Raw genomic sequence first — 24,569 nt, forward strand, 5'->3', positions numbered from 1 at the left:
TTACTAGGACACTTTAGAACACACACAGGGGAAATCGGGGTTGAACGTGATGTCAAGTTGCTATCATCGGGCGATGGCGACCCAGACAACCACGGTGCGGCTCCCCGAGCTGCTCAAGTCGGGGTGCCCACAAGAAACGGAAATTTCTGCACCTTAAGCATTTTGCGTATATGCATGCCTGCTTTTGGTTTCGAAATTGCATAAAGAACATCTAGCCATCGCCAGGCGAAGCTTCCTTGGGAGCACCCTTTTTAGGCGCAGGGCGCAGAGCCCTGAACTCCCCTGGCGAGGGCTGCTTATCCTGAGCCCAGCTATAGTCACCGGTCAGGTTGACGTGGTGCCACCCCAGCGGAGAAATGTGGGACACCATGCTATCGTCAATCGTTTGATGCTGGCGCAGCGCTTGAATGGCGCGATCCAGGTAGACCGTGTTCCAGATGGTGATGGCCTGCATGACCAGGTTCAGACCGCTGGCACGATTTTGTTGGTCTTCAAAGGCGCGGTCACGGATTTCGCCCAGGCGATGAAAGAAGACAGCACGGGCCAACTTGTGCCGTGACTCCCCTTTGTTCAGGCCAGCACCTACGCGGCGTCGGTACTCAGGCTCACGCAGCCATTTCAGCGTGTGCAGGCTGCGCTCAATGCGCCCCATCTCTCGCAAGCCGATGGCGATGCTGTTTTGCCTCGGATAGGCTGACAGCTTGCGCAGCATGAGCGATGACGTCACTGTGCCTTGTTTGATGGAAGCGCCCAGCCGCCGAACGTCATCGAAAACCTGTTCAATCGACTTGACGTTCAGGTTGCCACCGATGAGGGTGCTCAACGCTGGCCAGTCCTCGGCTTTGCCTGGCACAAATATGCGTTTGTCTTTCAGGTCGGCAATGCGTGGTGCGAATGTGAAGCCCACGACAGGACACAGTCCGAAGATATGGTCAGTGAAGCCTGCCGTGTCGGTGTAGTGTTCTTCAATGCGCAAGTCGGACTCGTGATACAGCAAGCCGTCGAGCACATGGGTGGCGTCACGCACAGGCCCATTGATCACCTTGATGTGAAACCCACCGTACTGGCTGGAAACGTGCGTGTAAAACAGAACGCCAGGGTCATCACCGTACTTGGCATTGCGGTAGCCTGACCCTTCTGCGTGGCCACCCGCCTTGAACCGCTGCCCATCAGATGACGAGGTGCTGCCGTCGCCCCAGTGCTTTGAAAACGGCAACCGGTGATGAAAGTTAACCAACTCGGCCAGAGCCTTTGAATAGGTCTCGGTGCGAACATGCCAGGCTACCAAATAGGACAGTTTTGTGGCCGTGACGCCGGGGCAGGCCTCTGCCATTTTCTCCAAGCCCAGGTTGAAGGCATCGGCCAGGATGGCGGTCAGCAGGAGCGTACGGTCTTTGGCGCTATCGCCCGTTTTGAGGTGCGTAAATTGCTGTGTGAAATCGATCCAACTGATCACCTCAAGCAGCAAGTCCGTGATCTTGATACGGGGCAGCATGGCGTAGGCCTGAGCTTTGAGCACCTTGGCTTGTGGGGGTGTTTCATCCTCAATCGGTGACACCTTCAGGCCCTTGTCATCGAGTTTCACAAAGGGCAACTCGTCTGCGGCGGCCAGCCGGTTGGTCTCACTGAGCGCTTCGCGCAGCAAGGTCAAGCGTTCGTCCAGATACGCGCTGACTTCGGTTGGCACAGACAGATCAAGCCGTCCTTCAGTCTGTTGCTGGTTAAACAACGATTGAGGGAGCAGGTACTCGTCGAAGTCCTTGAACTGTCGGCTGCCTGCGACGAACACGTCGCCGGAGCGCAGTGCATCTTTGAGTTCACTGACAGCGGCGATTTCATAGAACCGTCGATCGATGCCGTCGCCCGTCATGACAAACCGCTGCCAGCTTGGTTTGAAAAAATCGACAGGTGCATCGGCAGGCACGGTCTGGGCGCTGGTGCGGTTCATCTTACGCAAAACATCGATGGCATCAAGCAGGCGCTGACGCACAGGCGCTGCACGAAACTCAAACAAATCCAGGAAGGCTGGCGTGTAGCGGCGCAACTGCCCAAAGAACTCACTCATCAATGCCGTCGAATCGAATGCCTCGTCGCGCGCCAAGCCTTTGGCCTCTTGCACACTGCGCTCGAATTCGGCCCAGCTCAACACCTTTTCAATTGCAGCGTAGGCATCGTCCTTGTTCTTGCGCGCTGCAATCAGCGCTGCGCCGACATCTGCATACAACCTGACCTTGGCATTGAGTGCCTTGCCATCGGCTGCGAAACGGTCTTTGTGCTTGTGTTTGGAGCGCGTGAAGAACGTACCGATCAGCCGGTCGTGCAAATCGAGAATCTGATCTGTCAAGGTGGCCGAAACGTCCAGCGTGATCGCCACCAGCGTAGCATGGCGGCGCAAGGGTTCGTACTCCTTGAGCTGATAGACCGACATCTGGGCGCCTTCGCGGGCCATGCGCAGCAACCGATCGGCGTTGACATCGCGGCCGATATTTTCAGGCAAGGCCAACGCACGCAGAATTTTGAGCCGCGAGATGTGGGACATGATCATCTTCGCGTTGGGTTTGCCAGGTGGCTGACGCAGCCAGGTCAATGTCGTGATTGGCCCGCCCTTGTGGATATCGAGCAGGGCATCCAATTCGGCGCAATGCGTGTCATTGAGCGGCTGCGTCAGAAGTTTGAAAATCCGTCGCTGGGCTCTGGTGTGTACTTCAGCGCAAAGACGCTCAAGGGTGCCGATGGGTGGCAACACGATGCCACGACGCCGCATTTCCTCGATCAGCGCCTGGACCAATACGGGGCCTTGTGTCGATTGCATGGCAATCGGCAGGAGCCACTGCGCCAGGGACCGATGCGTGCCAGCATCAAGTTGCCTCAAGCCCAGCCAGCGGATGAGGTCGATGGCATGCATCCGGCGTGTCTGATCGCGCTCGGCGTACAAGCTCCATGCGGAAACGGGTGCCTTGATCTGGGCTGCCACCATGGCAAGCAAGGTCGGATATGGCGTTTCATCGCGGGCGATGGGACGCCCGGGAAACCGAAGGTAGGCCATTTGAACGGCCACACCCAGTCGGTTGTGAATACCGCGATGGGCTTTGAGAAATGCTTGATCGGTTTCGCTCAGGCTGTACAGGCGAATGAGTTCCGCTTCGTCTGTTGGAAAGGCAAGGAGTTGCTCGCGTTGAGCTGGCGTCAACAGTTCTCTGCGGGGCATGTCCGTTATCCGGCTGATTGAACAGTGGTTATGATGCCCGCGCCGAAGATTCGTACCTCAGGCCCGGCTTCCCTGCTCGCCTGACTATATGAAGGGCTGCGGCTAGGTCAAGTCCAGCTCGGCGGTCACAACCGGAGAAGACGTCTTAGGCGTACCAGTCAACAATTGCTCAAGCACTTCGATGCGGTGCCGGTGTGGCGTGGTGATGGCGTAGAAGTGCTCCTGCAAGGCCGTCGAGTGGCCCACGGTGACGAGCACACCAGCACGTAGTTCATCTTGCACGACCACCTCTGGCAGCACAGTCAACCAGCCACTGTCGCGCGCAATCAGGCGAAGCATGGCCATGTCATCCACCTCGGCTCGCAGCCGGGGGGTCACGCCAGCAGACGCACACAGCGCATCAAATTGGGCGCGTATAGCATGCCGAGGGCCAGGCAGTGCGATGTCCACGCCATCCAAGTCGTCGGGGATGCGCAGGATTTGCGATTGCCACCGGCTGGCGGGCCCGACCAGCGAGATCGGCTGGCTGCCCAGAAACCGGCAATGCAAGGGCCGATCTGGGTCGGCCGGAACGGTCTCATTGGCCAGCACCACGTCCAGTTGGTGCTGTATCAGGCGAGCAATCAGCCCTTCCAGCAGCCCTGACTCCAGGGTAAGCACGACGGCTTTGTCAGCGAGCAAAGGCCGAATCCAGTTCTCCTGATAGTTGCGCGACAGGGTCGCCACGCTGCCGACACGCAGGCGGGTGATCCCGGCGGACCGGCCTTCCAGGCGCCCCAGCATCTCCTGGCCGAGGCCGAAGATGTTCTCGGCATATGCGAGCACGAGTTGGCCGGTGTCGGTCAAGATCAGACGACGCCCCTCGCGGGCAAACAAGTCCTCGCCGAGCCGATCTTCCAGTTGACGTATCTGCGCCGAGATCGCCGATTGCGATGTGTGCAACTCCTCGGCTGCACGGGTCAAATGCCCCAGCTTGGCAACTCGCCAGAAATACAGCAGGTGGTGGAAGTTGAGTTGGTTGAGATGCATCGTTCTATTTTATGTATCCAATTGGCATATTCAATGTAATTTACAGAACAAACGCCGACAAGCATGATCGCCTCAGTAGTAATTTTCAAGAAGGTCATGCGATGGATATCCCCCAGATTTTGTATTCGGCCAGCGCTCTGGCGCCGGTCGCTTTGATGACGGCGGTTGTGCTGCTGGCACAACTGGATCAGGTCTCGACGGCAGGGCTGTGGCGTGCATTTCAGGTGCTTGCCTCTGGTGCGCTGGTCTTGACGGGCGTTGCCATGTTGGCCGGAGCCACTAGCGTGCACTGGCCTGACGTTTTAAAGGCATCGTCATTCAGCCAGACCTTGGCCTTGCTGGTGCAACTGTTGGGCACGGTCATCGGTGGGTTTTCTGCCCGATATTTGCAGGGAGAAACGGGCCAACGCCGCTACGTCGCAGCGTTGGCCGCCGTGCTGGCTGCCGTGCACCTGCTCCTGATGGCCGACCACTGGCTGGTCCTCATCGGGGCTTGGGCATCTGTCGGAGTCGCGCTGCAGCATCTGCTTTGCTTCTATCCGGACCGCCCCTTCGCCCGGCTGGCCGCGCACAAAAAACGCATGGCAGATCGAGTGGCCGACGTGCTGCTGCTTGGCGCTGCGGCCCTTGCTTGGGTTGTGGTCGGGAGTGGCTCTCTGTCGGCGCTATGGGCGCATATCGCCCAGCAGGGCATGTCTACACCTTTGCAGTTGAGCGCCTTGGCCCTGGCATTGGCCGTTATTCTTCGCACAGCTTTACTGCCCGTGCATGGCTGGCTGACCCAGGTCATGGAAGCGCCGACCCCGGTGTCCGCCTTGTTGCATGCGGGTGTGGTCAACCTCGGCGGCTTCGTGCTGATCCGCTTTGCACCGCTGCTCGAACAGGCAGCCCCAGCGCGTGTGTTGCTGCTGGTGTTCGGCCTGGCCACCGCCGTGTTGGCGGGCATGGTGATGCTGACCCGCATCAGCATCAAGGTCCGACTGGCTTGGTCTACCGTGGCCCAGATGGGCTTCATGTTGCTCGAATGCGCCCTGGGACTCTACTCCCTGGCGGCCTTGCATCTCATCGGTCATTCACTCTACAAGGCCCATGCCTTCCTGTCGGCTTCGACAGTTGTGCGCCAGACGCGCCTGCAAGCCTTGCACAGTGCCGCATTGCCTTCTGCCCTCAGTGTGGCACTGGCGCCCGTGCTGACGATCTCGCTTGTACTGTTGATCCTGCCACTGTCCGGCCATGCGCCTTGGCCTTGGTGGTGGAGCGCGGTGCTGGGCCTTGCATGGGCGCCATTGCTGTGGCTGTCAGCCAAGCCTGCTGGCCTGATTGCGCGTGTTGGGCAAGCGATGTTTGGCCTCTTGATGGTCGCCGGTCTCACGGCTGCCGCGCTGGTTGCGCATGCCCTGCCGCTTGGCATACAGGATGCCCCCCACACAGGGCTTGGGCTGATTGTGCTCTTGGGCATGGTGGCGCTCTACCTCTGCCTGGCGCTGCTGCAGCTGCGGCCGCAAATGCTCTCCCGCTGGCGTCGCTGGAGCTACGCAGGTTTCTATTTGGACGAGGCCTACACGCGCCTGGCCTTGCAGCTCTGGCCCACCCGCTGGGCGCCTGAATCCCCCAAGAGCGCTGGCCCCAAAGCTGCCGCCGCCCTGATGGCCGATGCCCCGCGCTGAACTGATCACACGGAGAACCTCATGACGGACACATTGACCACCTGTGCGCAGCCCGGCGCGAAGGGCCACGCCCACCCCGACTGCGGCGACGTATCGAATTCGCAGATCGAGCATGCCTGCAGCCAGGCTTGCCAGGCCATTGCACCTGCGTGGCCTTTGGACCGCGCCATCGCGGTCAATCCGCACTGGTCACGCATCGGCATGCCGGTGCGTCGGGTGGCCGCCCGCATGGCGGTGCTCGGCGGCATACAGGTTTTTCCAGCGCGAGATCAACAGCAGCGCGCCTGGAGCGAGGGACGGATCAGCCCCGTTGATCTGGCCCATGCGCTGCGCCAGTTGCCCGAGGCAAGAGCGCTGGGTCTGACGCCTCGCCAGTGCGCAGATGCACTGCAATCGAGCACGCCGGTGGCGCAGTTGCCGCTGCTGATCGATGTGCTGGACAACGATCCACAGCGTCAAACCCGGTTGTCCTGGCGCCAGGCGATCACACACCAGGTGAGCCAGACCTGTGCAGCCTACTTCGATGAGCATCAGGCCGATTGGCAGCCGCAGCGCACTCAGGGCTTGTACGCGTTCTGGCGAGACACGCTGCAGCACGACCATGGGATCGGCTTGCTCATGGGCCTGCCTCACCTCGGTCGCGCCATCGACGCGCTGCCTGCCACTGCAGGCGAGGCTGAGCGATGGGTGATGAAGCGCCTGGGCCTGCCTCAGGCTGTTTGGGCAGATTACCTGGAGGCAGTGCTGCTCACGGTCAATGGCTGGGCATCCTGGTGTGCCTACCTGGGTTGGCAGGCAGGGCTGGAGGACCGCCAGGATTCGCGCCTGCGCGAGCTGCTGGCCATTCGCCTGGCCTGGGGCGCGTTGCTGCTGGAATGCAAAGATGATGTCGCCGCCAAGCAGGCGTTCGCCGCACTTCAGGGGGCATGGAGCCAAGCGCCTACCGTGTTGAAGGATGCAGAACAAGCATTGTTGATTGACGAGGTTTGGCAAGTGGCGCTGGAGGTCGGCTACCAGCTCGACCTGGCGCGACGCCTGGGCTCAGCGAGTAGCTCGGGCCTTGCAAGGCAAGAGATCGAAGTGCAGGCAGCCTTCTGCATCGATGTGCGAAGCGAGCCATTGCGCCGCGCGCTGGAAGCCGCATGGCCAGCCGTCCAGACTCTGGGTTTTGCCGGATTCTTTGGACTGCCGGTTGCCTACACGCCGCTGGCGACGCAAGCCCGGCGACCCCAATTGCCAGGCCTGCTGGCGCCTGCCTTTGAGGTGACCGATTGCATCGTGAGCGCTGACTCGGCGCGACGCGAAGCCGATGCCGTGTTGAAGAGCGCTGCCAGCCGCTCACGTCAGACCCACTTTGCCTTGGCGGACCAGTGGCAAGCTGCCAGCCGATGGCCGGGCGCTGCATTTTCCTTTGTGGAGGCAGCGGGACTCGGCTACCTGGGCAAGCTTGGGAGCTGGCTGCTGCCCAGCAAGCAGGACCGAGCCAGGGACGACCTGGATGGGCTGCCCACCCGCTATCGCCCAATTTGCCGGCCACAGTTGGTTGGGCTCGACCTTGATGCCAAGGTCGCTCTGGCGGCTCGCGTGCTGCATGCCATGGGTTTGGCGCAACACATCGCCCCGCTTGTGCTCCTCGTCGGGCATGGGAGTCAATCTGCCAACAACGCGCATGCGGCGGCACTGGATTGCGGCGCTTGCTGCGGTCAGACCGGGGAGGTCAATGCGCGAAGCCTGGCGCAGTTGCTCAACGAGCCTGCGGTCCGCCAGGGCCTGCAGGCCCGCGGCATCGAAATGCCTGAGTCCACGGTGTTCGTGGCGGCGCTGCACAACACCACTACAGACGACATCGAAGGCTTTGATCTGGACCTCTTGCCGCAGGCTGCACGTGCTCGTTGGGAGCGACTGCAAGGTAGGTTCGCACACGCTTGCGATCAGGTACGCCGAGAGCGGGCGCCCAGCCTTCAGCTGGACCCGCGCGCCCTGCCCGATGTTCTACTAGGTCAGCTGCGTCGCCGCGCCAACGACGGGGCGCAAACCCGACCGGAATGGGGGCTTGCGGGCAATGCGGCATTTCTGATCGCACCCCGGCACAGAAGCCATGGTGTCGTGCTGGGCGGGCGCAGTTTCCTGCACGACTACGACACGAGCCAGGATGGGGACGGTAGCGTGCTGGAGCTGCTGATGACCGCGCCAATGCTGGTCACGCACTGGATCAACTGGCAATACCACGCGTCTACCTGCGACCCGATCCGGCTGGGCAGTGGCAACAAGCTGCTGCACAACGTCGTTGGTGGCAACCTCGGCGTTTTCGAGGGCAATGGCGGCGACTTGAGAATTGGTCTTTCCCGCCAATCGCTCAACGATGGCGAGCGCTGGGTGCATGAGCCGTTGCGGCTGACAGTGGTCATCGACGCGCCGCAAATGGCCATCGAAGCGGTCATCGGCAAACATGCGGTCGTCAGGCAATTGCTGGAGAACGGCTGGCTTCACCTCTGGCGCTTCGAGGAGTCCGGCCTCGTGCGTTATGAGCACGGAAGATGGTCTCCGGTGTTTCTGTGTGAACTTCAGTAGTGTCTGTTTACAGCTAAGGCTTGGCGGGTATTTGCCGATAACTGGACTATTGCCGTTGTTTTGGAGTCCATCCCAATGAGTTCGATGATCGCCACTGCCCGCCAGAGCAGTAGCCGCTTGTCAGACACCTCGACCGAGTCCTCGCATCGAGGGTTGTTCGGGGAGTTTTTCCGCTACCACGGCATCTGGGCGCCTGGCATTCGCTTGTTTCGCCGCATCGGTTTCCAGGCCAAGGCGATGGTGATCTCGGCGGCGTTTGCGGTGCCCATCGCAGTTCTGTCTTGGAGCTACTTTGGCGACAAGGCTACGTCGATCGAGTTTTCCGCCAAGGAGCGCATCGGCATCGTGTACGGGCGCGAGGTCGTGCCTTTGCTCGAATTGCTGCAGCGCCAGCGTCTGTATGCGGTGATGGAGGCCGTCAAAGGCACGCCGCAGCCAGAACTGGGTGCGCTCAAAGACGCCATCCAGGCGCAATCGGCCAAACTGGCTGCCGAAGACAAGACACATGGCGAAGCTTTCGCCACGGCCCAGGCTTATTCCAAATTCAAGGGCGAGGCTGATGCCTTGCCCGCGACATCGGCTGGCGTCGACAAGGTGTTCGATGCCTATTCGGCCCATGCGCAATCGCTGTTGGACTTGCTCGGCGTGTCGACCGACGGCTCGAATCTCACGCTGGACCCGGACATCGACACCTACTACCTGATGGACGCGGCCTACTTCCGATTGCCCCAAATGGTCGAGGCGGTCAGCCAGTTGACGGGCTTGGGTGCGGCGCTGTTGCAAAGCGGCGCAGCCAACCCGCAGCAGTTGCGTCACCTTATCGAGCAGTCCGCTTCGGTTTCGTCGAACCTGGCTGCTTTGGAAGCAGGCCTGACCAAGGCCATTGCCTACAACGCCGACGTCAAGGCCGCAACCAAGGCTGACGAGGCTTTGGCCGAGGTCCATGCCTTCTTGAAAATGGTGGACGACAAGTTGCTGGCGTCCACGAGCATGAAGGGCGATGCCGCCGCGCTGATTGAAGCGGGCCGACATGCGAGTGAGGCCATGCTTGCTTTGAACACGCGCACCACGGACAAGCTCGATGCGCTGGTCGAGGTTCGGGTGGGCGGCATGGTCACGTCCCGCACCATCACGACAGCGGTCATGCTGGGCAGTGTGGCCATCGTGATGTACCTGTTTGTCGCCTTCCGCAAGGTGCTGGACGGCGGTTTGAAGGAAGTGGCTTTTCACATCAACGCCATGAGCGATGGCAACCTGACGACCAAGCCCAGGGCCTGGGGCGCCGATGAAGTCGCTGGCCTGATGCATACGTTGGTCGACATGCAGGATTCGCTACGGCACATTGTGCTGAAGATGCGTGGCGCATCGGACAGCATCGTGCATTCGAGCAGCGAGATCGCCCACGGCTCGATGGACCTGTCGTCTCGCACAGAGCAGGCTGCCGCCAATCTCGAAGAATCGGCATCGGCCATGGAAGAAATCTCAGCGACCGTCAAGCACACAGCCGATACCGCCAATGAAGCCGCAGGCATCGCCCGAGCGAACGCCCAGGTTGCCGAGCGAGGCGGGGCCATCATCGGCACGATGGTCAGCACGATGGAAGACATCCAGAAGTCGTCGCGCCAGATCGGCGAGATCGTGGGCACCATCGATGGCATCGCGTTCCAGACCAACATCCTTGCGCTCAATGCGGCCGTCGAAGCGGCACGCGCTGGCGAATCGGGGCGCGGTTTCGCCGTGGTCGCAGCCGAGGTTCGGCAACTGGCGCAGCGTTCGGCCTCGGCCGCCCGCGAGATCAAGAGCCTCATCAGCGCCAGCGTCGACAAGGTCGAGTCGGGCACGTCGGTCGTCAAGCAGGCCGGATCGACCATGGAAGAAATCGTGCTCCAGACCAAGCGTGTGAACGCATTGCTGGCTGACATCGCCGATGGCGCCAAAGAGCAAGCCCTGGGCGTGCATCAGACCACGCAGGCCGTGCACGACATGGACACGGCGACGCAGCAAAACGCAGCCCTGGTGGAGCAGACCGCCGCCGCCGCAGACTCACTCAAGGACCAGGCTGCCTCGCTGGCGCAAGAGGTAGCGTCCTTCAAACTCGATTGATGATGCTCGGCAAGGTGTAGTAGTGGCATCGCCCGCAACGATATTGCAAGGCTATCGCGTCGCATCAGGTGGGGCGCGCAAGATGTTTGAGGCACGGTCAAGGCAGTGATGCGCCAGTTTGCTCCGGTTATCGCTGCAGATCGCTAGACGGGTCGATGTCGAGGCTCAACTGCCACTGGGCACATCAATGAGTGAATGCCTGGCTCCCCGCCAGCTCTTCCTTCGGCCAGCATGACGGTAGGTTGGCGAAGGTTGATGGGATCGAATGAGATTAAGCGCCGCAGCCAATACCCAAGTCGGGCAAGTCGTCACTAATGATTTCGAGTATCCGCCGATAACGGAGAGTCAAGATCGACCAAGAGACCGTCGCCGAACCTGAATGTAATCTGCTGGAGACAGCGTGTGAACTCGTCGAATCGCTCAATTTTTCAGCGCATGATGACCCCTGGAATGGGCGTCATCTGTTGAACGCTCGGGCGCACGCGCTCCAAGTCAAATTCCGCATCGCGATCGCGGCCTGCTTGGCGTCGGTGCTGATTGGTAGCTACATGGCCGTCGCATTCTTCATCGCATCATTTGGCGCCGTCGACGAAGTGCTCCGTGGGTCAAAACGCTCGGCAATGGTTACTTCAACTACGCCATCAAAAACGAAGACGGCGATGAGATTTCGCAGTTGGGCAAAACGCTCGAATCCATGACGAATCATTTGTCGTCGGTGATCGCCGATGCGCGCACAAATTCGTCGATGGTGGCTCAGGCCGGACTTCGCCTGGGGAGCCAGTGACATCAAGGTGCTGTCCGAACGCACAGAGGCGCACAGGCCGCGAGCCTTGAGCAAACCGCGGCCAGCATTCAAGAAGTCACCACAGGCTTACGCCGTGGGGCCGTTGCTGCGCAGACGGCCGACACTGAACGGCTACATCTCCATCCGAGAATCGGTGGCGTGCCACGAGCCTGTCTGAGCATCAGGCACCCTAGGTTTAAACCTGAAATTTCTGAAGCCCCGCCATCAAGCTTACCGCTTGGTCCTTGAGGCTTTCGGCTGCCGCAGCCGATTGTTCTACCAACGCCGCATTTTGTTGCGTGCTTCGATCAAGCTGGCCAATGCCAGCATTGACCTGCGCGATACCGGGGTGATCTCGGATTTCGTGCCAAGCCTACGGTTGATGCGGAAAATCGTCGTCGAATCAATGACTTAGCCAACCAGAAAATCTGCGAGCACCGCGCCTCCGTCGAGTGCTTGTGACAACCACTTTGGCCGTCGGCCGCGTCCGTTCCACACGTTCCCCTCGGCATCACGATAGGTCTTGCCAGGCGCGAGCCTCACCACGTTCAGCGGCAGTTCCTCGACATCATCTGACGGCGTGACGTCGCCCGGCCATCGGCCTTTTGGATAGAGGTCGGCAGACGTGAAGCCGTGCGCGCTGATCACATCCCGAAGCTTCTTCAGAACTTCCTCCCGCTCCAACGCGGTTTGCCGGGCGGCTGCGGCCTGGAGCTTCAAGTGTTTGATGGTCTTCGGCATAGGGCGTCACCTGAACATGCTTTCACCATACTCGACGGCCCACATGCTGCAGAAGAGTAAGGCCGCCTTGCCGTCGAGTCCAAGAGGGCTAAAGCTTACAGCGCGGCGCTTTCGCGACGCTGTGACAGGCTACAAGGTGCTCCACTCCGGTTATAGGGTCCAGGAGCGCAACCATCGGCGGTGCCGTCGCTGCATGCACGGGGGGAAAAATGGAGCAATTCCATTTCGGCGTGCTAAACCTACACTCAGCGACAGTAAATCAATGACTTAGGCGTGCCCGGAATCTGCGAAATGCATTTCGCCCCTGCTAGACCTACATTTTGGCTGGCCGCGATGGCTGCCGCCGCTGACGCGCAGACGATGGAATTCCGCGAAGGGCCAGATCTTCCCGGAGGCTCCTCTCGGGAGCCTGCGCCGGCGCTTCGGCCGGCGGTCCGGCGTTGCGGATCAGCCCCGGGGCACACTGCTGGCAGGCGAGTTGCAAGTCTCCCGCTGCCGCAACGATTTCGGTATCCGGTCGGTCCATGGCGATCGTGATCGGCAGGAGCTGCAGCAACCGGTCGGCGTCTGTCAGATGTGCTGCGATGTTTTGCTGCCAAGGTTTCGTCCGTGAGAGCCCCTTTGCCAACAGCCGCGCCAGGTCGTCCAGGTCTTGGATGGACTTGGCGATGGCGGTTAGGCCTGCCTCTTCGCACGATGACGGAGCCTTGATCATGAGCCGTCGGCCCCTGCTTTTTTGCTGCGGCCACCGCGTGGCGCTGGCGCTGGAGGCGGGGTCAATCGCTGTACCAGCACCTGCAGGGTCTGCGCCTCGGCTTCATAGCGTGCGGAAGCCTGTTGAGCTGCCACGAGCTGCTGGCGCAGGGTGTCGATCTCCCGCAGCAAGCCGCCCTTGTTCTCATGGGCGCCTCGCAGCGCGGCGGTCTTGGCATTGAGCTCCATCTGCAGCCGGGTCACGGCCTCGGCGTGCTCCAGCGACTGCCGGCGTTCTCGGCTTTCGGCGTCAGCCAGCTTGTCGCGCAGGCCCTCGGCGGTCTTGTCGGCACGGCCACGGGCCTGGCGCTCTTGTTCGATCTCCATGAGGGCCCGTCGCTCGGCCGCAGCGGCACGCTCCTGAGCGGCCCCGATATCGGCACGAGCCCTGACCAGATCGGCGCTGAAGGCTTCCTGCTGCCGTTGTTGCTGGGTTCGCGCCTGTTCGAGCTGGGTCTGCAGTTCCTGGCCACGCGCCTGCGTGCCGGCATGGGCACGCCGTTCGGCTTCCAGCTCGGCCTGGGCCGCACGAAATGCCTCATCGCGCTTAGCCAGTTCGGCACGAAGCTGGTCGGCGGCTGCACTCACTTGGTTTGCGGCCTGCTCGGCTGCCAGCTGGGCCGAGCGCGCGGCCTCGGCGTCGGCCTGCAGCTCCAGCCGTGCGGCCGCCAGTTCGCCGCGCGCGGCTGCCGTGGCCTGGCACCACAGGGCCGCGATCGCCTCCGCGGCGATGGCCTTCACTTCGGCCGGCAGATCGGGATGCTCGATGTCGACGCGCGCCTTGTGACGCAGATCGTCCCAGAACTTGGCCAGCTCCTCGGTCGGCACGCTCATCGAACCGCGCCTGACGTACTGGTAGAGCTTGTTGCCGGTCGGTGTGATGCCATGCCGAAAGAACAGCAGCGCGCAGACCTCGCGGTACAGCGCCCGGGTGTCGCTGAATTTGGCCTTCAGCAGCTCGATCTCGGCCAAGAGTGCGGATTCGTCGCTCATGGAATAAATAGTACAACGTAATACGTTGTGTTAATAACTTTTAAAAATTGACTTTTGACATTACTGTTATAGTGTCAAATATCTCTCAAAACTAGGGCGGAAAAATGCGTGAGACCCTCTCGCCCACTTCGAGCGGGCCAGCAGGCGCGATTACGCTCGCCCCTCTCGGCGAGATCGTCACCATCGAGGCGCTCAGCGGCCGCGACGGCACGAACCGGGCGCGTGGCGGCAATCCACAGCTCACCGCAGACACCGACCAGGCGGCCGTCCTCGCCTGGCTGGCGCGATACGTGGACAGCCCCAACACCCTGGCCAACTGCCGCCGCGAGTCTGAGCGTCTGCTGCTGTGGGCGACGACGGAGCGCAGCAAGCCCCTGTCGTCGCTGACGCACGAGGACTTCCTGGTCTACCGGCGCTTCCTCGCCAATCCACAACCCGCCGAGCGCTGGGTCATGGCGCCCGGCCGCAAAGCCAGCCGGCACGACCCACGCTGGCGGCCATTCGCCGGCCCGCTCTCGGAGAGCAGCATCCGGCTTTCCATGACCGTGCTGAACTCGTTGATGTCCTGGCTGGTCGAGGCGGGCTACCTGGCCGGCAATCCCCTGACGCTGAGCAAGCGACGCGCAAAAGCCCCCGGTCCGCGCGTCACGCGCTTCCTGGAGGCCGATCTCTGGGACGCTGTGCGCGGCACCATCCTCGCCTTGCCGCAGGACACGCCCCGCCAGGTCGCGGTCTATTCGCGTGCGCGTTGGCTCTTCAGCCTGCTCTTCCTGGGTGGTCTGCGCATTTCCGAGGTGGTCGGCAACGGCATGGGGGATTTCCACATGCGCGCCGACGCCAAGTCCGGCGAGCAACGCTGGTGGCTGGAGGTGCTCGGCAAAGGCAGCAAACAACGCCTGGTGCCGGCGACGACGGAACTGATGGTCGAGCTCATGAGCTATCGGCGCGCGCTGGAGCTGATTGATCTGCCACGCCCCGGCGAGCCTTCCCCGCTGCTTTTTCCGGTAGCGTGGCGACGTTCCAAGCACCCGGTACCGGACTGGCCGGCACCGATGACGCGCAGCGCCGTGCACGGGGTCGTCAAAGAGGTGTTCGCCGCCGCAGCCCAGCGTTGGCTCAAGGACGGTCGCGGCCAAGAACAGGCTGACAAGCTGAGCGCGGCATCGGCTCACTGGCTGCGCCACACCGCCGGCTCCAACCTGGCCAACGACGTCGACCTGCGCCATGTGCGCGACACCCTCGGCCACGGCAGCCTGACCACGACCAGCATCTACGTGCACGGCGAGGACGATGCCCGCCATGCGGCCGTCAGCTCGGCTCATCGCATCGGTTGGTGAAGCCCAGGCAAGACCTGCCCTCAACGCTGCACCGCGTTCAAACGGGCCGCAATCACCGTCACCGACAGCTGCTGATTGCCCCCTTCTGATCGTGCCTGCTGAAGATCGAACCGCAGCGAGCCCGGCTCGACCGCCGGCCCATTGAGCGCCGCCAGGTACTCCAGCACCGTCCGATAGTCCGTCGCCGTCAGCTGAATCGTCACCGGACTCCCCGGCGCCGGCATGTTAATGGCCGTAACCGTCACCCCCGGCATGCCGACGGCCTCAAGCGCCGTCAGCGTCTCGATCCAGACCGGATCCCGCTCACGCAGCATCTCCCTGGCGCTGGCGTCATACGGCGGCGTGGGCGCACTGGCCGGGCTCTGCTGCGCCACCGCGATCTGCGCTTGCAGCGACTGGATGTCGCGCTGCAGGTCGCGAAGCTCAAGGTGGGTCATCACCGCTCGCGCGGTCAGCCCCATGGACAGCAAGGCAAGCGCCGCCAGCGCGGCCCAATGCCAGCGCCCCGGCCGGCTCGGCGTCGCAAACTCCGCCGTGACGCGCTTCACGCCTGCCCTCCAAATTGCACGGGCTCTGCAGCAGGCCACAGTGCACCAGCGCTTCCAGCCCCCAAACGCAGCCAAGCCGACTGCTCAGGCTGCACCGAGCCCCCCGCAGCCAGCCGATGAACCGTCCGGATCGCCTCATCCGCCGACGGCCTCGGCGCAAAAACGTCAGCCAAGTCCCAATCGTCCCCCTGCCCCGCCAACAAGGCCAAGGACTCAGGCTCGTCGATCACCACCATCTTCAAATCCGCTTGCTGCTGCAGCGCCTGATTGAGCGCACCAGCCCACCAGGGGCGAAGAGACACCAGCCGCAACTGAGCGCCGGCCATCACCGCCTCGATCCGCGCGTGGACGGCCGTCGGCATCGCCGTGGCCAGCACGACGCCCTTCGTCACATCGCCTTCGAAGCGCACCTCGCAAGGCTGATCCCAGCCGGTCGCATCCGCTACCTGGGACTGCGCAAAGCTTCGCACCTCGTCGGCCCCCTTCAGCCCAGCCACAGGCCCGAGCAGAAAGGGCCGGCACAGCCCCCCCGACACCCAGACCTGAACCGGCGTGCGCCGCAGGCCACGCCGCGGCCAGGCCTTGGCGGCGGCCTCCACGCAGCGCACCAAGCGGCTGTCGAAGTCGCCCTCTTCATCCCAATGCGCCACGCCGGAGGCGTCGAGCCAGCCGCAGCGATCCTGGGCCAAATACAACTGCAATTGCGGCTTCAGCGGCTTCTGCGCCATCTCAGCTCCAGCCCACGACACGGCGGATCTCCTCTGCGGTCGTCCGCCCTTCCAGCACGGCCCTCGCGCTGATCGCGGACAGGGACTCCACCTGCTGCTCCGCCGCATGGGCGCGAATGGCACTCATCGGCGCGCCCTCGGTGACCCGGTCGCGTAGCACGTCGTCCACGACGTGAACCTCGGCCACCACGAACCGCCCCCGGAACCCCGTGTGCTGGCACCGCTCGCAGCCCACGGCGACCGGCACGCGCTCCTGGCCGGCATGCCCGTTCTGCGCCAGCCAGCGCAGCTCGCCGTCGTTGGCACCGCGCCAGCCCGCGCAGTGCGGACAGAGCTCCCGCACCAGACGTTGAACCACCATCCCATTGAGCGAGGACATGAAGCCAAACATGTCCAACCCAAAATGCCGGAAACGCCCCACCACGTCGGCCACGCTGTTCGCATGCACCGTCGTGAAGACCAGGTGGCCGGTCAGCGCGGACTGCACCGCGATCTCCGCCGTCTCGGCGTCGCGAATCTCGCCCACCAGAATGCGATCCGGGTCATGCCGCAGGATGGACCGCAGGCCGCGCGCGAAGGTCAGGCCCTTGCGCTCGTTGACGGGAATCTGCAGCACGCCGGTGAGCTCGTACTCCACCGGATCCTCGATCGTGATGATCTTCTCCAGGCCGGTGTTGATCTCCGACAGCGTCGCATAGACCGTGGTCGTCTTGCCGCTGCCGGTGGGCCCCGTGATCAAGAGCATGCCGCTGGGCAGCGAGGCCAGCTCGCGGATGGTGTCCAGGGCCGGGGACTTGAAGCCCAGACTCTCCAGCGTCAGCCCGTCCTCGGGGCCCTTGAGGCGACCCTTGTCGAGAATCCGCAGCACCGCGTCCTCGCCATGGACGCTGGGCATGATGGAGACCCGCAAGTCCACGTCATTGCCATCCACCTCGAAGCGGCAACGCCCGTCCTGAGGCAGCCGTCGCTCCGTGATGTCCAATTGCGCCATCACCTTGATGCGCGAGATCACCTCCTGGGCCGGCTGCGAACCTTCCAGCCGCGCAAAGGGCCGCAGCACCCCGTCCAGCCGATGCTTGGCGGTGACGCCATGGCGGTCGGTCTCGAAGTGCACGTCGCTGGCCCCATTGGCGTAGCCGCCCCGCAAGGCCTGGTCCACAAAGACCACGACCGGCCCGCTCGCCGTGATCGCATCGGGGCTGGCCGATTCGGCGGCGTCGACCTTCACGGCCGCATCGCCCAGCCAGCCGGCCAGCAATGCGCGCGGCACGGCCAGTACCCTCGGCTGCACGCCCAGCCGGCGGGCCGCCTTCTGGATGAGGGCCACGTCCCACGGGTCGGCGGCGGCGAGGCAGGTGCTCCCTTGGCTGTCCTGCAAGGCCACGCACTGCCACTGCCGGGCCAGGTTACGGTCCACCCGGCTGAAATCCGCCACCAGCCCCTCAGACCCCAGCACGATGTCCACGCCCGCCTGCTCCCGCAGCGCCTGGGCCAGCTGCCCGGCATCGGCGCCCGGCGTTCTCAGCAGCACATCGAGCACGGTCCCGCCGCCCAGGCGCGCCTGCTCGCGCGCCGAACGCAAGAGCGCAGGCAGGTCCAGAGGCAAGGGCATTGGCGTGGGGTCGTTCATCGGCTCACCCCCAGCCCACCGGCAATGTCAAAGATCGGCAGATACATCATCACGACGAGCCCACCGACCACCAGCGCCACGGCCAGCAGCAGGATCGGCTCCAACAAGCGGGTGGCGCGCTCGATGAAGAGCACGAAGGCCTGGGCATGCCGGTCGGCAATGGTCTGCAGCACGCCGGCGAAATCGCCCGTGCGCTCACCCACTGCCAGCAGCCGCTCGGCCGTCACATCCGTGAAGCCCGCCGTGGCCAGGGCCTTGGAGGCCGGCCGCCCATTGGCAATCTCCTGGCGCACGGTAGACACGCCCTGCCCGACGCGCACGCCCAGCGCCAGTCCGCCGCAAACGAGCAGCGCCTCGTCCAGCGAATAGCCACCGCGAAACAGCAGGGCCAGGGACTGGTAGAGCTTGGCGAACCGGAAATGGTCCCACTGCCGCCGCAGCATCGGCCAGGCCTCGGCCCCCGCCTCCAGCCCACGCGCCAGCTGCCCCGACCGCCAGGCCAGCACCCCGGCCGCCGCGATCCCGGCCACGGCCAGCCCAACCAGCCAACCGTAGTCGCGCATCGCCCGGCTCAGCGCCAGCACGGCCGCCGTCGCCGTGCTCAGCTCCCCATGAAAACTCCCGTACATCTTCGAAAACCGCGGAATCACATAGAGCAGCAAAAACATCGCGATGCAGCCCCCCAGGCCGATCACGATGGCCGGATACAGCATGGCGCTGACGGCCTGGCGCCGCAGTTTCTGCAGCAGGTCGTCATAGCGCAGATAGTCGTGCAAGGCCTCGGCCAGGGTGCTGGTGCGTTCGCTGGCGGTCACGCCGGCCACCAGCACCTCGGGAAACGCCTGGGTACCCCGCATCGCCTTGGACAGCGACGCGCCTTCGCGCAGCGACTTGAGCAACTGGCCATGAACCCGTTCCCGCTCGCTACCGATCGAAGTGGCCGAAGTGGCCGCCAGGGTCTCCACAGCCTCCACCGCCGTCATGCCCGCGCGCAGCAAGGCCTCCAGCTCCCGGCACCAGCCCGCGACATCAAAGCGCCGGTTCCTCCTCAAGCCTTGAGTGCGCTGAGCCCGCAATGCCAGCACCACGCTGCCCTGGGCCAGCAACTGCGAGCGCAGGCCGGCCTCCGAGTCCGCCGGCAGCGCCTCCTCGACGACCGCCCCGGTTCCCGCCGGCACATGGCGCACCCAGAACTGCATGTCAGCGCCCGGCCCTGTTCGGTTGATGTCTCACCGGCTGATGTCCGCGTCGTCGCCCGTGCCGCCGGGCGCACGGTCGCGCCCCCAGCTGACCAGGTCGTAGTCCTTGCCGTTGGTGCCCGGCGACCGGTACTGGTAGGCCGTGCCCCAGGGGTCCAGCGGCACATCGCCCTGCATATACGGCCCACGCCAGCGCGGCTCCTCGGGCGGCGCCACCACCAGGGCCTTCAAGCCCTGCCCGGTCGTGGGGAAGTGCCCCACGTCCAGCCGGAACCCCTGCAGTGCCTTGTCAAAGGCATCCATCTGCGCCCGCGCCGTCGTGATCTCGGACTTGGAGATCTGGCCCAGGAAGCGTGGTGCGACCACCGCGGTCAGCAGGCCGATGATCAGCACCACCACCAGCAGTTCTAGCAGCGTGAAACCGCGCCGCCAAATAGTCGATGAGCCCGTTCGCGACATCATGTTCATGAACTCGTCCGAGGAGAAAACACCCATTGTGAATACCGGCCGGCCGGCTTCAGGTCCAGCCACTCATTGACCAGGGCGCTCTGGCGCTGCGGCGCCCGCTCGTCCTGGCTGAACACCCCGCGCACCCGCCCGTCGCCGTCCCGCACCAGTCCCCAGGGCCGCTCCGGCTGCAGGGGATCGGCATAAAGCCGCCGGATGTGCCGGCGCACGCCCACGAAGCGCGTGTCCAGCAGCAGGCTCTGCAGGTCCGGCGGATATTGCTTGAGCGATCCCGGCGAGGCCTCGTAGTAGCTCTTGATGGCCTGCGCATAGAGGCTACCCACCTTGAGCAGCTCCTGCTCGCTCTCGCGTTGGCTGTCGTCCGCCCAGCGCGGGCCGACCACGGACAGGGCCAGCCCCAGCAGCGCGATCAGCGCGAGGACCATCAGATAGGTGAAGCCCTGCTGCCCAGGGCGAGTGCGGCTACCAGCGCGCATAGCTCACCCCGTCTCGCGACAGCCCCTTGGCGCCGCTGTGCACATCGGCCACGCCTTCCGCCTGCCCCTGGGGCTTGACGAGCAGCCAGGTGTCGACGCGATCCGTCAGCGGGTCCAGCGGCACTTCGCGCAGATAGCGCGCCGTGACCAGTTCGGCCAGGTCCTTGGGGTAGCGCGCATGGTCGGCGTAGAACTTGTCGATGGCCTCGCGCATCCCCATCAGGTTGTGCTTGAGCACCGTCTCCCGGGCCCGGTCCACGTGCTCGTAGTAGCGCGGCGCCGCGATGGACAGCAGCAGGGCCATGGCCGCCAACACCACAAGCAGCTCGATGAGCGTGAAGCCGCGCGACCTGGACGATGGGTTCACGGCATCACCAGTTCTTCAACGGCACGCCGTTGAGCCCAACCAGCGTGGAGCGCGAGGCCACGTCAAAGACATCGTCACCCGGCGCCGGCTGCTCGGGCGGCGACTTGTAGCTGCGCACCGCCCAGGTCTGCTCTGCAGTCAGAGCAGGGTCGGCAAAGGGGTCTCGCGGCAGCTGCCTCAGGAAATACACGACCCCGCCGCCGTTCTTGCTGTCCTTGACCCCCGCCACCAGCGCCTGCAAATTGGGCGGGTAGCCGGTCAAGAGGCCGCCCAGAGGGATCACGCCGTTCAGCGCCGCCTGGTGATAGGCATCGATGGCATCGCGGATCTGCCACAGCGCACGCTTGAGTTCACGCTCGCGCTCGCGCTGCACGCTCAGCTCGGACAGCGGCAGCAGCATGGCGGCCAGGATGCCCAGCACGGCCATCACCACCAGCAGCTCCACCAAGGTGTAGCCGCGTCCAGCGCCTGCCAGGCTTCGGAGCTTCATTGCACGTTCACGCGCAGCAACGGGGGCAGCGGCGTGGGCGGCAAGGGGTTGCCCAGGGCGATCGGGTCGGCCGCCATCAGCGAGACTTCGGCCGCCCCCGGCTTCAGCGCCTTGAACTTGAGACGCACCACGGGCCCTTGCCCGGTCGCGCCCTTGGCCTGGTTGCGCAGCACGCCGGCCCGCACAACGCCGGAGCCGGCGTCCACCGCCTTCGTGAAACTCGTGGGCGAGCCGTCCCCCTTGAAATACTCCCCTTCCTCGACGTCCACTAGCTCCAGCTGGGATTGGCTGAACTTGACCTGCAATGGCAGGCCACGAATGGGGCTGCCGCTGTCCAGGTCCAGCGCGACGCTAAAAACCTCGCCAACGCGGGCTTGAGCGGGGCCTTGCCAACGCAGGCTGACGCCAGGTTTAACGACAGCCGGCGCATCGGGTGCCGCCGTCGGCAGGCCGACAGTTGTTGGACCGGTTGATGGCGTTGAAGCAACGCTAGCCCCGCCCTCCGAGACCTCACGCTTGGACACCAGGCCGCCGACGCCGCGGATGCGTGGCGACAGCTCGGTGCCCACCCAAAGCTCGCTCTCGCTGATCTCGGGCCGGCGCATGTTCCGCACGACCCGGGGCGTGATGGCAAGGACCAGCTCGGTGCGCACGGCCTCGTCGCGCTGGCTGCCAAAGAGCCGGCCGGCCAGCGGCAGGTCGCCGAGGCCTGGGATGCGGTTGGCGCTGCTGCGCTCATCGCGGCTAATGAGGCCCGCCAGCAATTGGGTCTCGCCGTCGCGCAGGCGCAGCACGGTGGACGCGGAGCGGGTACCGATCTGGTAGGCGAGACTTCCGGACTTGGTCGTCACCTGCGACGCGATGGAGCTGACCTCCAGGCCAATCTTGATGGCCACGTCGTCGTCGGCGTAGACGGTGGGTTCGACATCGAGCTTAAGTCCGACGTCCAAGTAGCTGACGCTGTCCGACACAAACCCGGTCTGGCCGGTCGTCGCGCTGACGATGGGGACCTTGTCGCCGATCAGCACCTTGGCCTTGTCCTTGCTGCGCACGCGGATGCGCGGGTTGGCCAGGGTGTTGACGTCGCCGACCTGGCGCTTGAGGTTGACCAGCAGGCCGTTGATGCCCACGCCCACGCGGTCCCAGCCCAGGCGGTTGAGGTTGCTGACGGTGAGGCCTGAGCCGCCTGTGCTGGAACCTGAACCGGTCGAAGGCGCCAGCGGCGTCAACGTCAGGCTGTCGGGGAACTGCACGCCCAGCTCCAGCAGGCGGTTGGTGCGGATCTCCAGCACCTCCAGCTCCAGCACGACTTCGGCGTCGGCGGTGTCGTAGAGCGTGATCAGGCGCTCGGCCATTTCGATCATCTCGGGGGTGTCGCGCAGGGCCAGCATGTTGCTGCGTTCGTCGACGAAGGGGTCCTTGGCGCGCAGCATGGATTTAAGAAACGCGGCGGCGCCCTTGGCCTCGGCGTTGGCGAGGTAGAACACCCGCACCACCTGCTCCTGGTACTCGCGCTGCTTCTCTGGGGTGTTGGGGTAGATCAGCAGGGTCTGCTCGTCGATCACCTTCTTGGCCAACTGGTGGGTGCTGACGATCAGGTCGATGGCGTCTTCGACCCGCGCCGAGCGCAGGAAGACGGTGACCCGGACATCGGGCTTGATGTCCTTGTCCAGCACGAAGTTGACGCCGCTGTTGCGGGTCACGACGTCCAGCACGGTGCGCAGGTTGGCGTCGCGGAAGTCCAGGGAGATGGGGCGTGTTTCCGACAGGCCGAGCTGGGCCGCCTTGGCCTGGATGCGCCGTTGTTCGCCTTGAAGGCGGCGCTGCAGGGCGAGCAAATCGGGCTGGCGAGCGTTGTCCTTGAGGGCTTCGGCCAGCACGCGCAGGGCGGCGTCGGGCTTCTTCTTGAACGCAAGGTCTTCGGCTTCAGCCAGGGCGGCGCGCTGTTTGCGTTCGACGGCGAGTTCGGCCAGCAGCGTGCTGACGCGGCGGCCGCTGGGGTCGAAGCGTTGGGCGCGTTGCAGCAGGGCTTCGGCTTCGTCCAGGGCACCTTCGGCGCGGGCGCTGGCTGCGTCGTCGAGCAGGCGGTTCAATGCGGCGTTGCGGGCCTGCAGACTGCCCGAGCGCAGCAGCATGCTGTCGGGGTATTGCTTGAGACCGCCTTCGAGCAGGTCATAGGCCTGTTCGTAGTGGTTGTCGTGCATCAGGCGGTCGGATTCGCTGCGGATGCGTTGGTCGGCGCAGCCGGACAACAGCGTGGCCAGTGCGGTCAAGCACAGCAGGGTCCGAATGAGCCGGCCCGCCATCGCGCCTCGCCGGCGCCCGTCGTTCAAGGCGTCGGTCGTCAATGTCTTCAGCGTCATGGGGTGTGGGGCGCGGGCGGGATGGGGATGTCGACTTCGCCGCCGGTGGGAGGGTAGACCAGGCGAACGGCCTCGGGGCTGATGCGCAGGACTCGGTAGCCCTCGTCGAGCATCATGCCGGCCTGCACGGTGACGGCGGTGTCGCCGCGGGCCAGCAGCACCATGGGGCGGCCGTCGGGGGTGACCATGCGACCGAGATAGCGCAGGGTGAGCGGCGGGGCAGTAGGGACCGCTGGGGCGATTGGCGGGGGAGCGGGCTGGGGCGTGGGTCGGGGGGCGGCGGCCACGACGGCGGGAGCGGGGGGCATTGCAACGAAGGGGTCGCGTCGGGCCGGTTCGATCGGTTGTGGGTCGAGGGTGGGAGGTAGGGGGGCTTTGAGTTGTGCGTCGTCTGGCGAGTTGGCAGAGGCATGCGCTGCATCGCCGGTTGGGTGCTCCTCGGCGCCAACCACCTTGGGGCCGGACTGCGGCCACCACAGGGCCGCGACCGACAGCAGCAAGGTGCCGCCCAGGGTCCAACGCAGTTCCGTACGCATGGAGCTCAAGGCTAGGGACCGGGGTTTGAGGGCGGGGTCGACGCGGTCGCGGAGGCTGCGAGGGCTGCTTCCCTTGCGCGAGCTTCGAGACCCAGCGGGCGAGTCCAGACGGAGAGGACCCAATTGGCTTCGACGGTGCCGGGGTTGGCATTGGTCAGCCCCGCGGGTTCGCTGCGTCGCCATTGCTGGGACCGCACCGTGGCCGACGGGAAGCGAGCCAGCCACTCGGAGAGGAGTTGTTTAAGGGCGGCGTAGCTGCCTTGGGTTGCCACGGTCAGCTCCAGGCGGCCGAGTTGGTCTGCGCGGGGGGAAGTTTGATGCAGGGAGAGGGAGGTGACCGTGACGCCGGCTTCGCGGGCGGTGCGTTGGAAGGTGTCGATGAGGGCTTGGTTTTGCGGGGATTGGGGGAGTTCGGTCAGAAATTCTTGGGCGATCGCGGGTACCGGGCTCTGGGCTTGAGAGCTGGCCCCGTTCGTTTGAACACGGAGTCGGGGTTCGATAAGTGGAACTCGATCCGTCAGGCTGCCTGTTGAATCGCCGGCAGCGACGCGAAGTAGAACTCATCCGGGGTCTTGGCG

The 24,569-nt window shown here is 64.2% G+C and carries 20 protein-coding genes; 4 read left to right on the forward strand and 16 right to left on the reverse strand.

The genetic code is table 11. The annotated features are described in order from the left end of the window. Positions 1–211: 211 nt before the first annotated feature. Together NYP07_RS23205 and NYP07_RS23210 are read right to left on the reverse strand one after the other, a co-directional pair. Entirely contained in the window at positions 212–3,208 is a 2,997-nt protein-coding gene (locus tag NYP07_RS23205; protein WP_268154456.1) for a Tn3 family transposase, read from the reverse strand. Between the two features lie 102 nt (positions 3,209–3,310). Continuing rightward, positions 3,311–4,237 carry a LysR family transcriptional regulator gene (locus NYP07_RS23210; protein WP_268154458.1) on the reverse strand — a complete coding sequence of 309 codons (927 nt, stop codon included), beginning with the start codon at positions 4,235–4,237 and terminating at the stop codon, positions 3,311–3,313. A 101-nt stretch (positions 4,238–4,338) separates the two neighbouring features. Between NYP07_RS23210 and NYP07_RS23215 the strand changes: the two genes are divergently transcribed. The 3 genes from NYP07_RS23215 (at position 4,339) to NYP07_RS23225 (ending at position 10,578) form a co-directional block, all read left to right on the forward strand. Continuing rightward, complete coding sequence (locus tag NYP07_RS23215) at positions 4,339–5,904, forward strand: NADH-quinone oxidoreductase subunit L (RefSeq protein ID WP_268154460.1); 1,566 nt, start codon at positions 4,339–4,341, stop codon at positions 5,902–5,904. 21 nt (positions 5,905–5,925) lie between these two features. Continuing rightward, a complete protein-coding gene (locus tag NYP07_RS23220; RefSeq protein ID WP_268154462.1) occupies positions 5,926–8,475 on the forward strand; it encodes a YbcC family protein in 2,550 nt (849 codons plus the stop codon). A 75-nt stretch (positions 8,476–8,550) separates the two neighbouring features. Further along, positions 8,551–10,578, forward strand: coding sequence for a methyl-accepting chemotaxis protein (locus NYP07_RS23225; RefSeq protein WP_268154464.1), 2,028 nt, complete (start codon positions 8,551–8,553; stop codon positions 10,576–10,578). Positions 10,579–11,122: 544 nt separating this feature from the next. Here NYP07_RS23225 and NYP07_RS23230 read toward each other — a convergent pair. The 4 genes from NYP07_RS23230 to NYP07_RS23245 all read right to left on the reverse strand — a co-directional run bounded on the left by NYP07_RS23230 (position 11,123) and on the right by NYP07_RS23245 (position 13,849). Then, positions 11,123–11,434 carry a hypothetical protein gene (locus tag NYP07_RS23230; RefSeq protein WP_268154466.1) on the reverse strand — a complete coding sequence of 104 codons (312 nt, stop codon included), beginning with the start codon at positions 11,432–11,434 and terminating at the stop codon, positions 11,123–11,125. 339 nt (positions 11,435–11,773) lie between these two features. Beyond that, positions 11,774–12,103: an H-NS histone family protein gene (locus NYP07_RS23235; protein WP_268154468.1), complete on the reverse strand. Its 330-nt coding sequence runs from the start codon at positions 12,101–12,103 to the stop codon at positions 11,774–11,776. Between the two features lie 313 nt (positions 12,104–12,416). Further along, the gene (locus NYP07_RS23240) at positions 12,417–12,818 is read right to left on the reverse strand and encodes a hypothetical protein (RefSeq protein ID WP_268154470.1); all 402 of its coding nucleotides are present in this window, start codon (positions 12,816–12,818) and stop codon (positions 12,417–12,419) included. After that, positions 12,815–13,849 (reverse strand): DNA-binding protein, encoded by a 1,035-nt coding sequence (locus tag NYP07_RS23245; RefSeq protein ID WP_268154471.1) that lies wholly within the window; start codon positions 13,847–13,849, stop codon positions 12,815–12,817. The genes NYP07_RS23240 and NYP07_RS23245 overlap by 4 nt, the downstream gene beginning before the upstream one ends. Positions 13,850–13,953: 104 nt before the next feature. On the opposite strand from NYP07_RS23245, the gene NYP07_RS23250 reads away from it, so the two are divergent. Then, entirely contained in the window at positions 13,954–15,186 is a 1,233-nt protein-coding gene (locus NYP07_RS23250) for a tyrosine-type recombinase/integrase (RefSeq protein ID WP_268154472.1), read from the forward strand. Between the two features lie 20 nt (positions 15,187–15,206). Here the strand turns inward: NYP07_RS23250 and NYP07_RS23255 are convergent, their stop codons facing one another. The 10 genes from NYP07_RS23255 to NYP07_RS23300 are packed head-to-tail and all read right to left on the reverse strand — an operon-like array spanning position 15,207 to position 23,643. Beyond that, the gene (locus NYP07_RS23255; RefSeq protein WP_268154474.1) at positions 15,207–15,734 is read right to left on the reverse strand and encodes a hypothetical protein; all 528 of its coding nucleotides are present in this window, start codon (positions 15,732–15,734) and stop codon (positions 15,207–15,209) included. Further along, positions 15,731–16,462 carry a hypothetical protein gene (locus NYP07_RS23260; RefSeq protein ID WP_268154476.1) on the reverse strand — a complete coding sequence of 244 codons (732 nt, stop codon included), beginning with the start codon at positions 16,460–16,462 and terminating at the stop codon, positions 15,731–15,733. The genes NYP07_RS23255 and NYP07_RS23260 overlap by 4 nt, the downstream gene beginning before the upstream one ends. Before the next feature lies 1 nt (position 16,463). Continuing rightward, positions 16,464–18,092 carry a GspE/PulE family protein gene (locus NYP07_RS23265; RefSeq protein WP_268154478.1) on the reverse strand — a complete coding sequence of 543 codons (1,629 nt, stop codon included), beginning with the start codon at positions 18,090–18,092 and terminating at the stop codon, positions 16,464–16,466. After that, entirely contained in the window at positions 18,089–19,291 is a 1,203-nt protein-coding gene (locus NYP07_RS23270) for a type II secretion system F family protein (protein ID WP_268154480.1), read from the reverse strand. Before NYP07_RS23270 ends, NYP07_RS23265 begins: the two co-directional genes overlap by 4 nt. A gap of 30 nt (positions 19,292–19,321) precedes the next feature. Next, a complete protein-coding gene (gspG, locus tag NYP07_RS23275) occupies positions 19,322–19,759 on the reverse strand; it encodes a type II secretion system major pseudopilin GspG (protein WP_268154482.1) in 438 nt (145 codons plus the stop codon). Beyond that, entirely contained in the window at positions 19,756–20,184 is a 429-nt protein-coding gene (locus tag NYP07_RS23280) for a type II secretion system protein (protein ID WP_268154483.1), read from the reverse strand. Before NYP07_RS23280 ends, gspG begins: the two co-directional genes overlap by 4 nt. A 37-nt stretch (positions 20,185–20,221) precedes the next feature. Next, complete coding sequence (locus NYP07_RS23285; RefSeq protein ID WP_277583844.1) at positions 20,222–20,602, reverse strand: type IV pilin protein; 381 nt, start codon at positions 20,600–20,602, stop codon at positions 20,222–20,224. Between the two features lie 4 nt (positions 20,603–20,606). Further along, positions 20,607–21,092 carry a type II secretion system protein gene (locus NYP07_RS23290; protein ID WP_268154485.1) on the reverse strand — a complete coding sequence of 162 codons (486 nt, stop codon included), beginning with the start codon at positions 21,090–21,092 and terminating at the stop codon, positions 20,607–20,609. After that, entirely contained in the window at positions 21,089–23,455 is a 2,367-nt protein-coding gene (locus tag NYP07_RS23295) for a cohesin domain-containing protein (protein ID WP_268154487.1), read from the reverse strand. Before NYP07_RS23295 ends, NYP07_RS23290 begins: the two co-directional genes overlap by 4 nt. Beyond that, positions 23,452–23,643: a hypothetical protein gene (locus NYP07_RS23300; protein WP_268154490.1), complete on the reverse strand. Its 192-nt coding sequence runs from the start codon at positions 23,641–23,643 to the stop codon at positions 23,452–23,454. Before NYP07_RS23300 ends, NYP07_RS23295 begins: the two co-directional genes overlap by 4 nt. Positions 23,644–24,569: the final 926 nt, after the last annotated feature.

This window comes from Pelomonas aquatica, from assembly GCF_026712205.1.
Taxonomy (GTDB): domain Bacteria; phylum Pseudomonadota; class Gammaproteobacteria; order Burkholderiales; family Burkholderiaceae_C; genus Pelomonas; species Pelomonas aquatica.

Bases quoted from the DNA above. Each gene is read 5' to 3' on its own strand.
- NYP07_RS23205 (WP_268154456.1), bottom strand. From the start codon at position 3,208: ATGCCCCGCAGAGAACTGTTGACGCCAGCTCAACGCGAGCAACTCCTT.
- NYP07_RS23210 (WP_268154458.1), bottom strand. From the start codon at position 4,237: ATGCATCTCAACCAACTCAACTTCCACCACCTGCTGTATTTCTGGCGA.
- NYP07_RS23215 (WP_268154460.1), top strand. From the start codon at position 4,339: ATGGATATCCCCCAGATTTTGTATTCGGCCAGCGCTCTGGCGCCGGTC.
- NYP07_RS23220 (WP_268154462.1), top strand. From the start codon at position 5,926: ATGACGGACACATTGACCACCTGTGCGCAGCCCGGCGCGAAGGGCCAC.
- NYP07_RS23225 (WP_268154464.1), top strand. From the start codon at position 8,551: ATGAGTTCGATGATCGCCACTGCCCGCCAGAGCAGTAGCCGCTTGTCA.
- NYP07_RS23235 (WP_268154468.1), bottom strand. From the start codon at position 12,103: ATGCCGAAGACCATCAAACACTTGAAGCTCCAGGCCGCAGCCGCCCGG.
- NYP07_RS23240 (WP_268154470.1), bottom strand. From the start codon at position 12,818: ATGATCAAGGCTCCGTCATCGTGCGAAGAGGCAGGCCTAACCGCCATC.
- NYP07_RS23245 (WP_268154471.1), bottom strand. From the start codon at position 13,849: ATGAGCGACGAATCCGCACTCTTGGCCGAGATCGAGCTGCTGAAGGCC.
- NYP07_RS23250 (WP_268154472.1), top strand. From the start codon at position 13,954: ATGCGTGAGACCCTCTCGCCCACTTCGAGCGGGCCAGCAGGCGCGATT.
- NYP07_RS23260 (WP_268154476.1), bottom strand. From the start codon at position 16,462: ATGGCGCAGAAGCCGCTGAAGCCGCAATTGCAGTTGTATTTGGCCCAG.
- NYP07_RS23265 (WP_268154478.1), bottom strand. From the start codon at position 18,092: ATGAACGACCCCACGCCAATGCCCTTGCCTCTGGACCTGCCTGCGCTC.
- NYP07_RS23270 (WP_268154480.1), bottom strand. From the start codon at position 19,291: ATGCAGTTCTGGGTGCGCCATGTGCCGGCGGGAACCGGGGCGGTCGTC.
- gspG (WP_268154482.1), bottom strand. From the start codon at position 19,759: ATGAACATGATGTCGCGAACGGGCTCATCGACTATTTGGCGGCGCGGT.
- NYP07_RS23280 (WP_268154483.1), bottom strand. From the start codon at position 20,184: ATGGTCCTCGCGCTGATCGCGCTGCTGGGGCTGGCCCTGTCCGTGGTC.
- NYP07_RS23290 (WP_268154485.1), bottom strand. From the start codon at position 21,092: ATGAAGCTCCGAAGCCTGGCAGGCGCTGGACGCGGCTACACCTTGGTG.
- NYP07_RS23295 (WP_268154487.1), bottom strand. From the start codon at position 23,455: ATGACGCTGAAGACATTGACGACCGACGCCTTGAACGACGGGCGCCGG.
- NYP07_RS23300 (WP_268154490.1), bottom strand. From the start codon at position 23,643: ATGGTCACCCCCGACGGCCGCCCCATGGTGCTGCTGGCCCGCGGCGAC.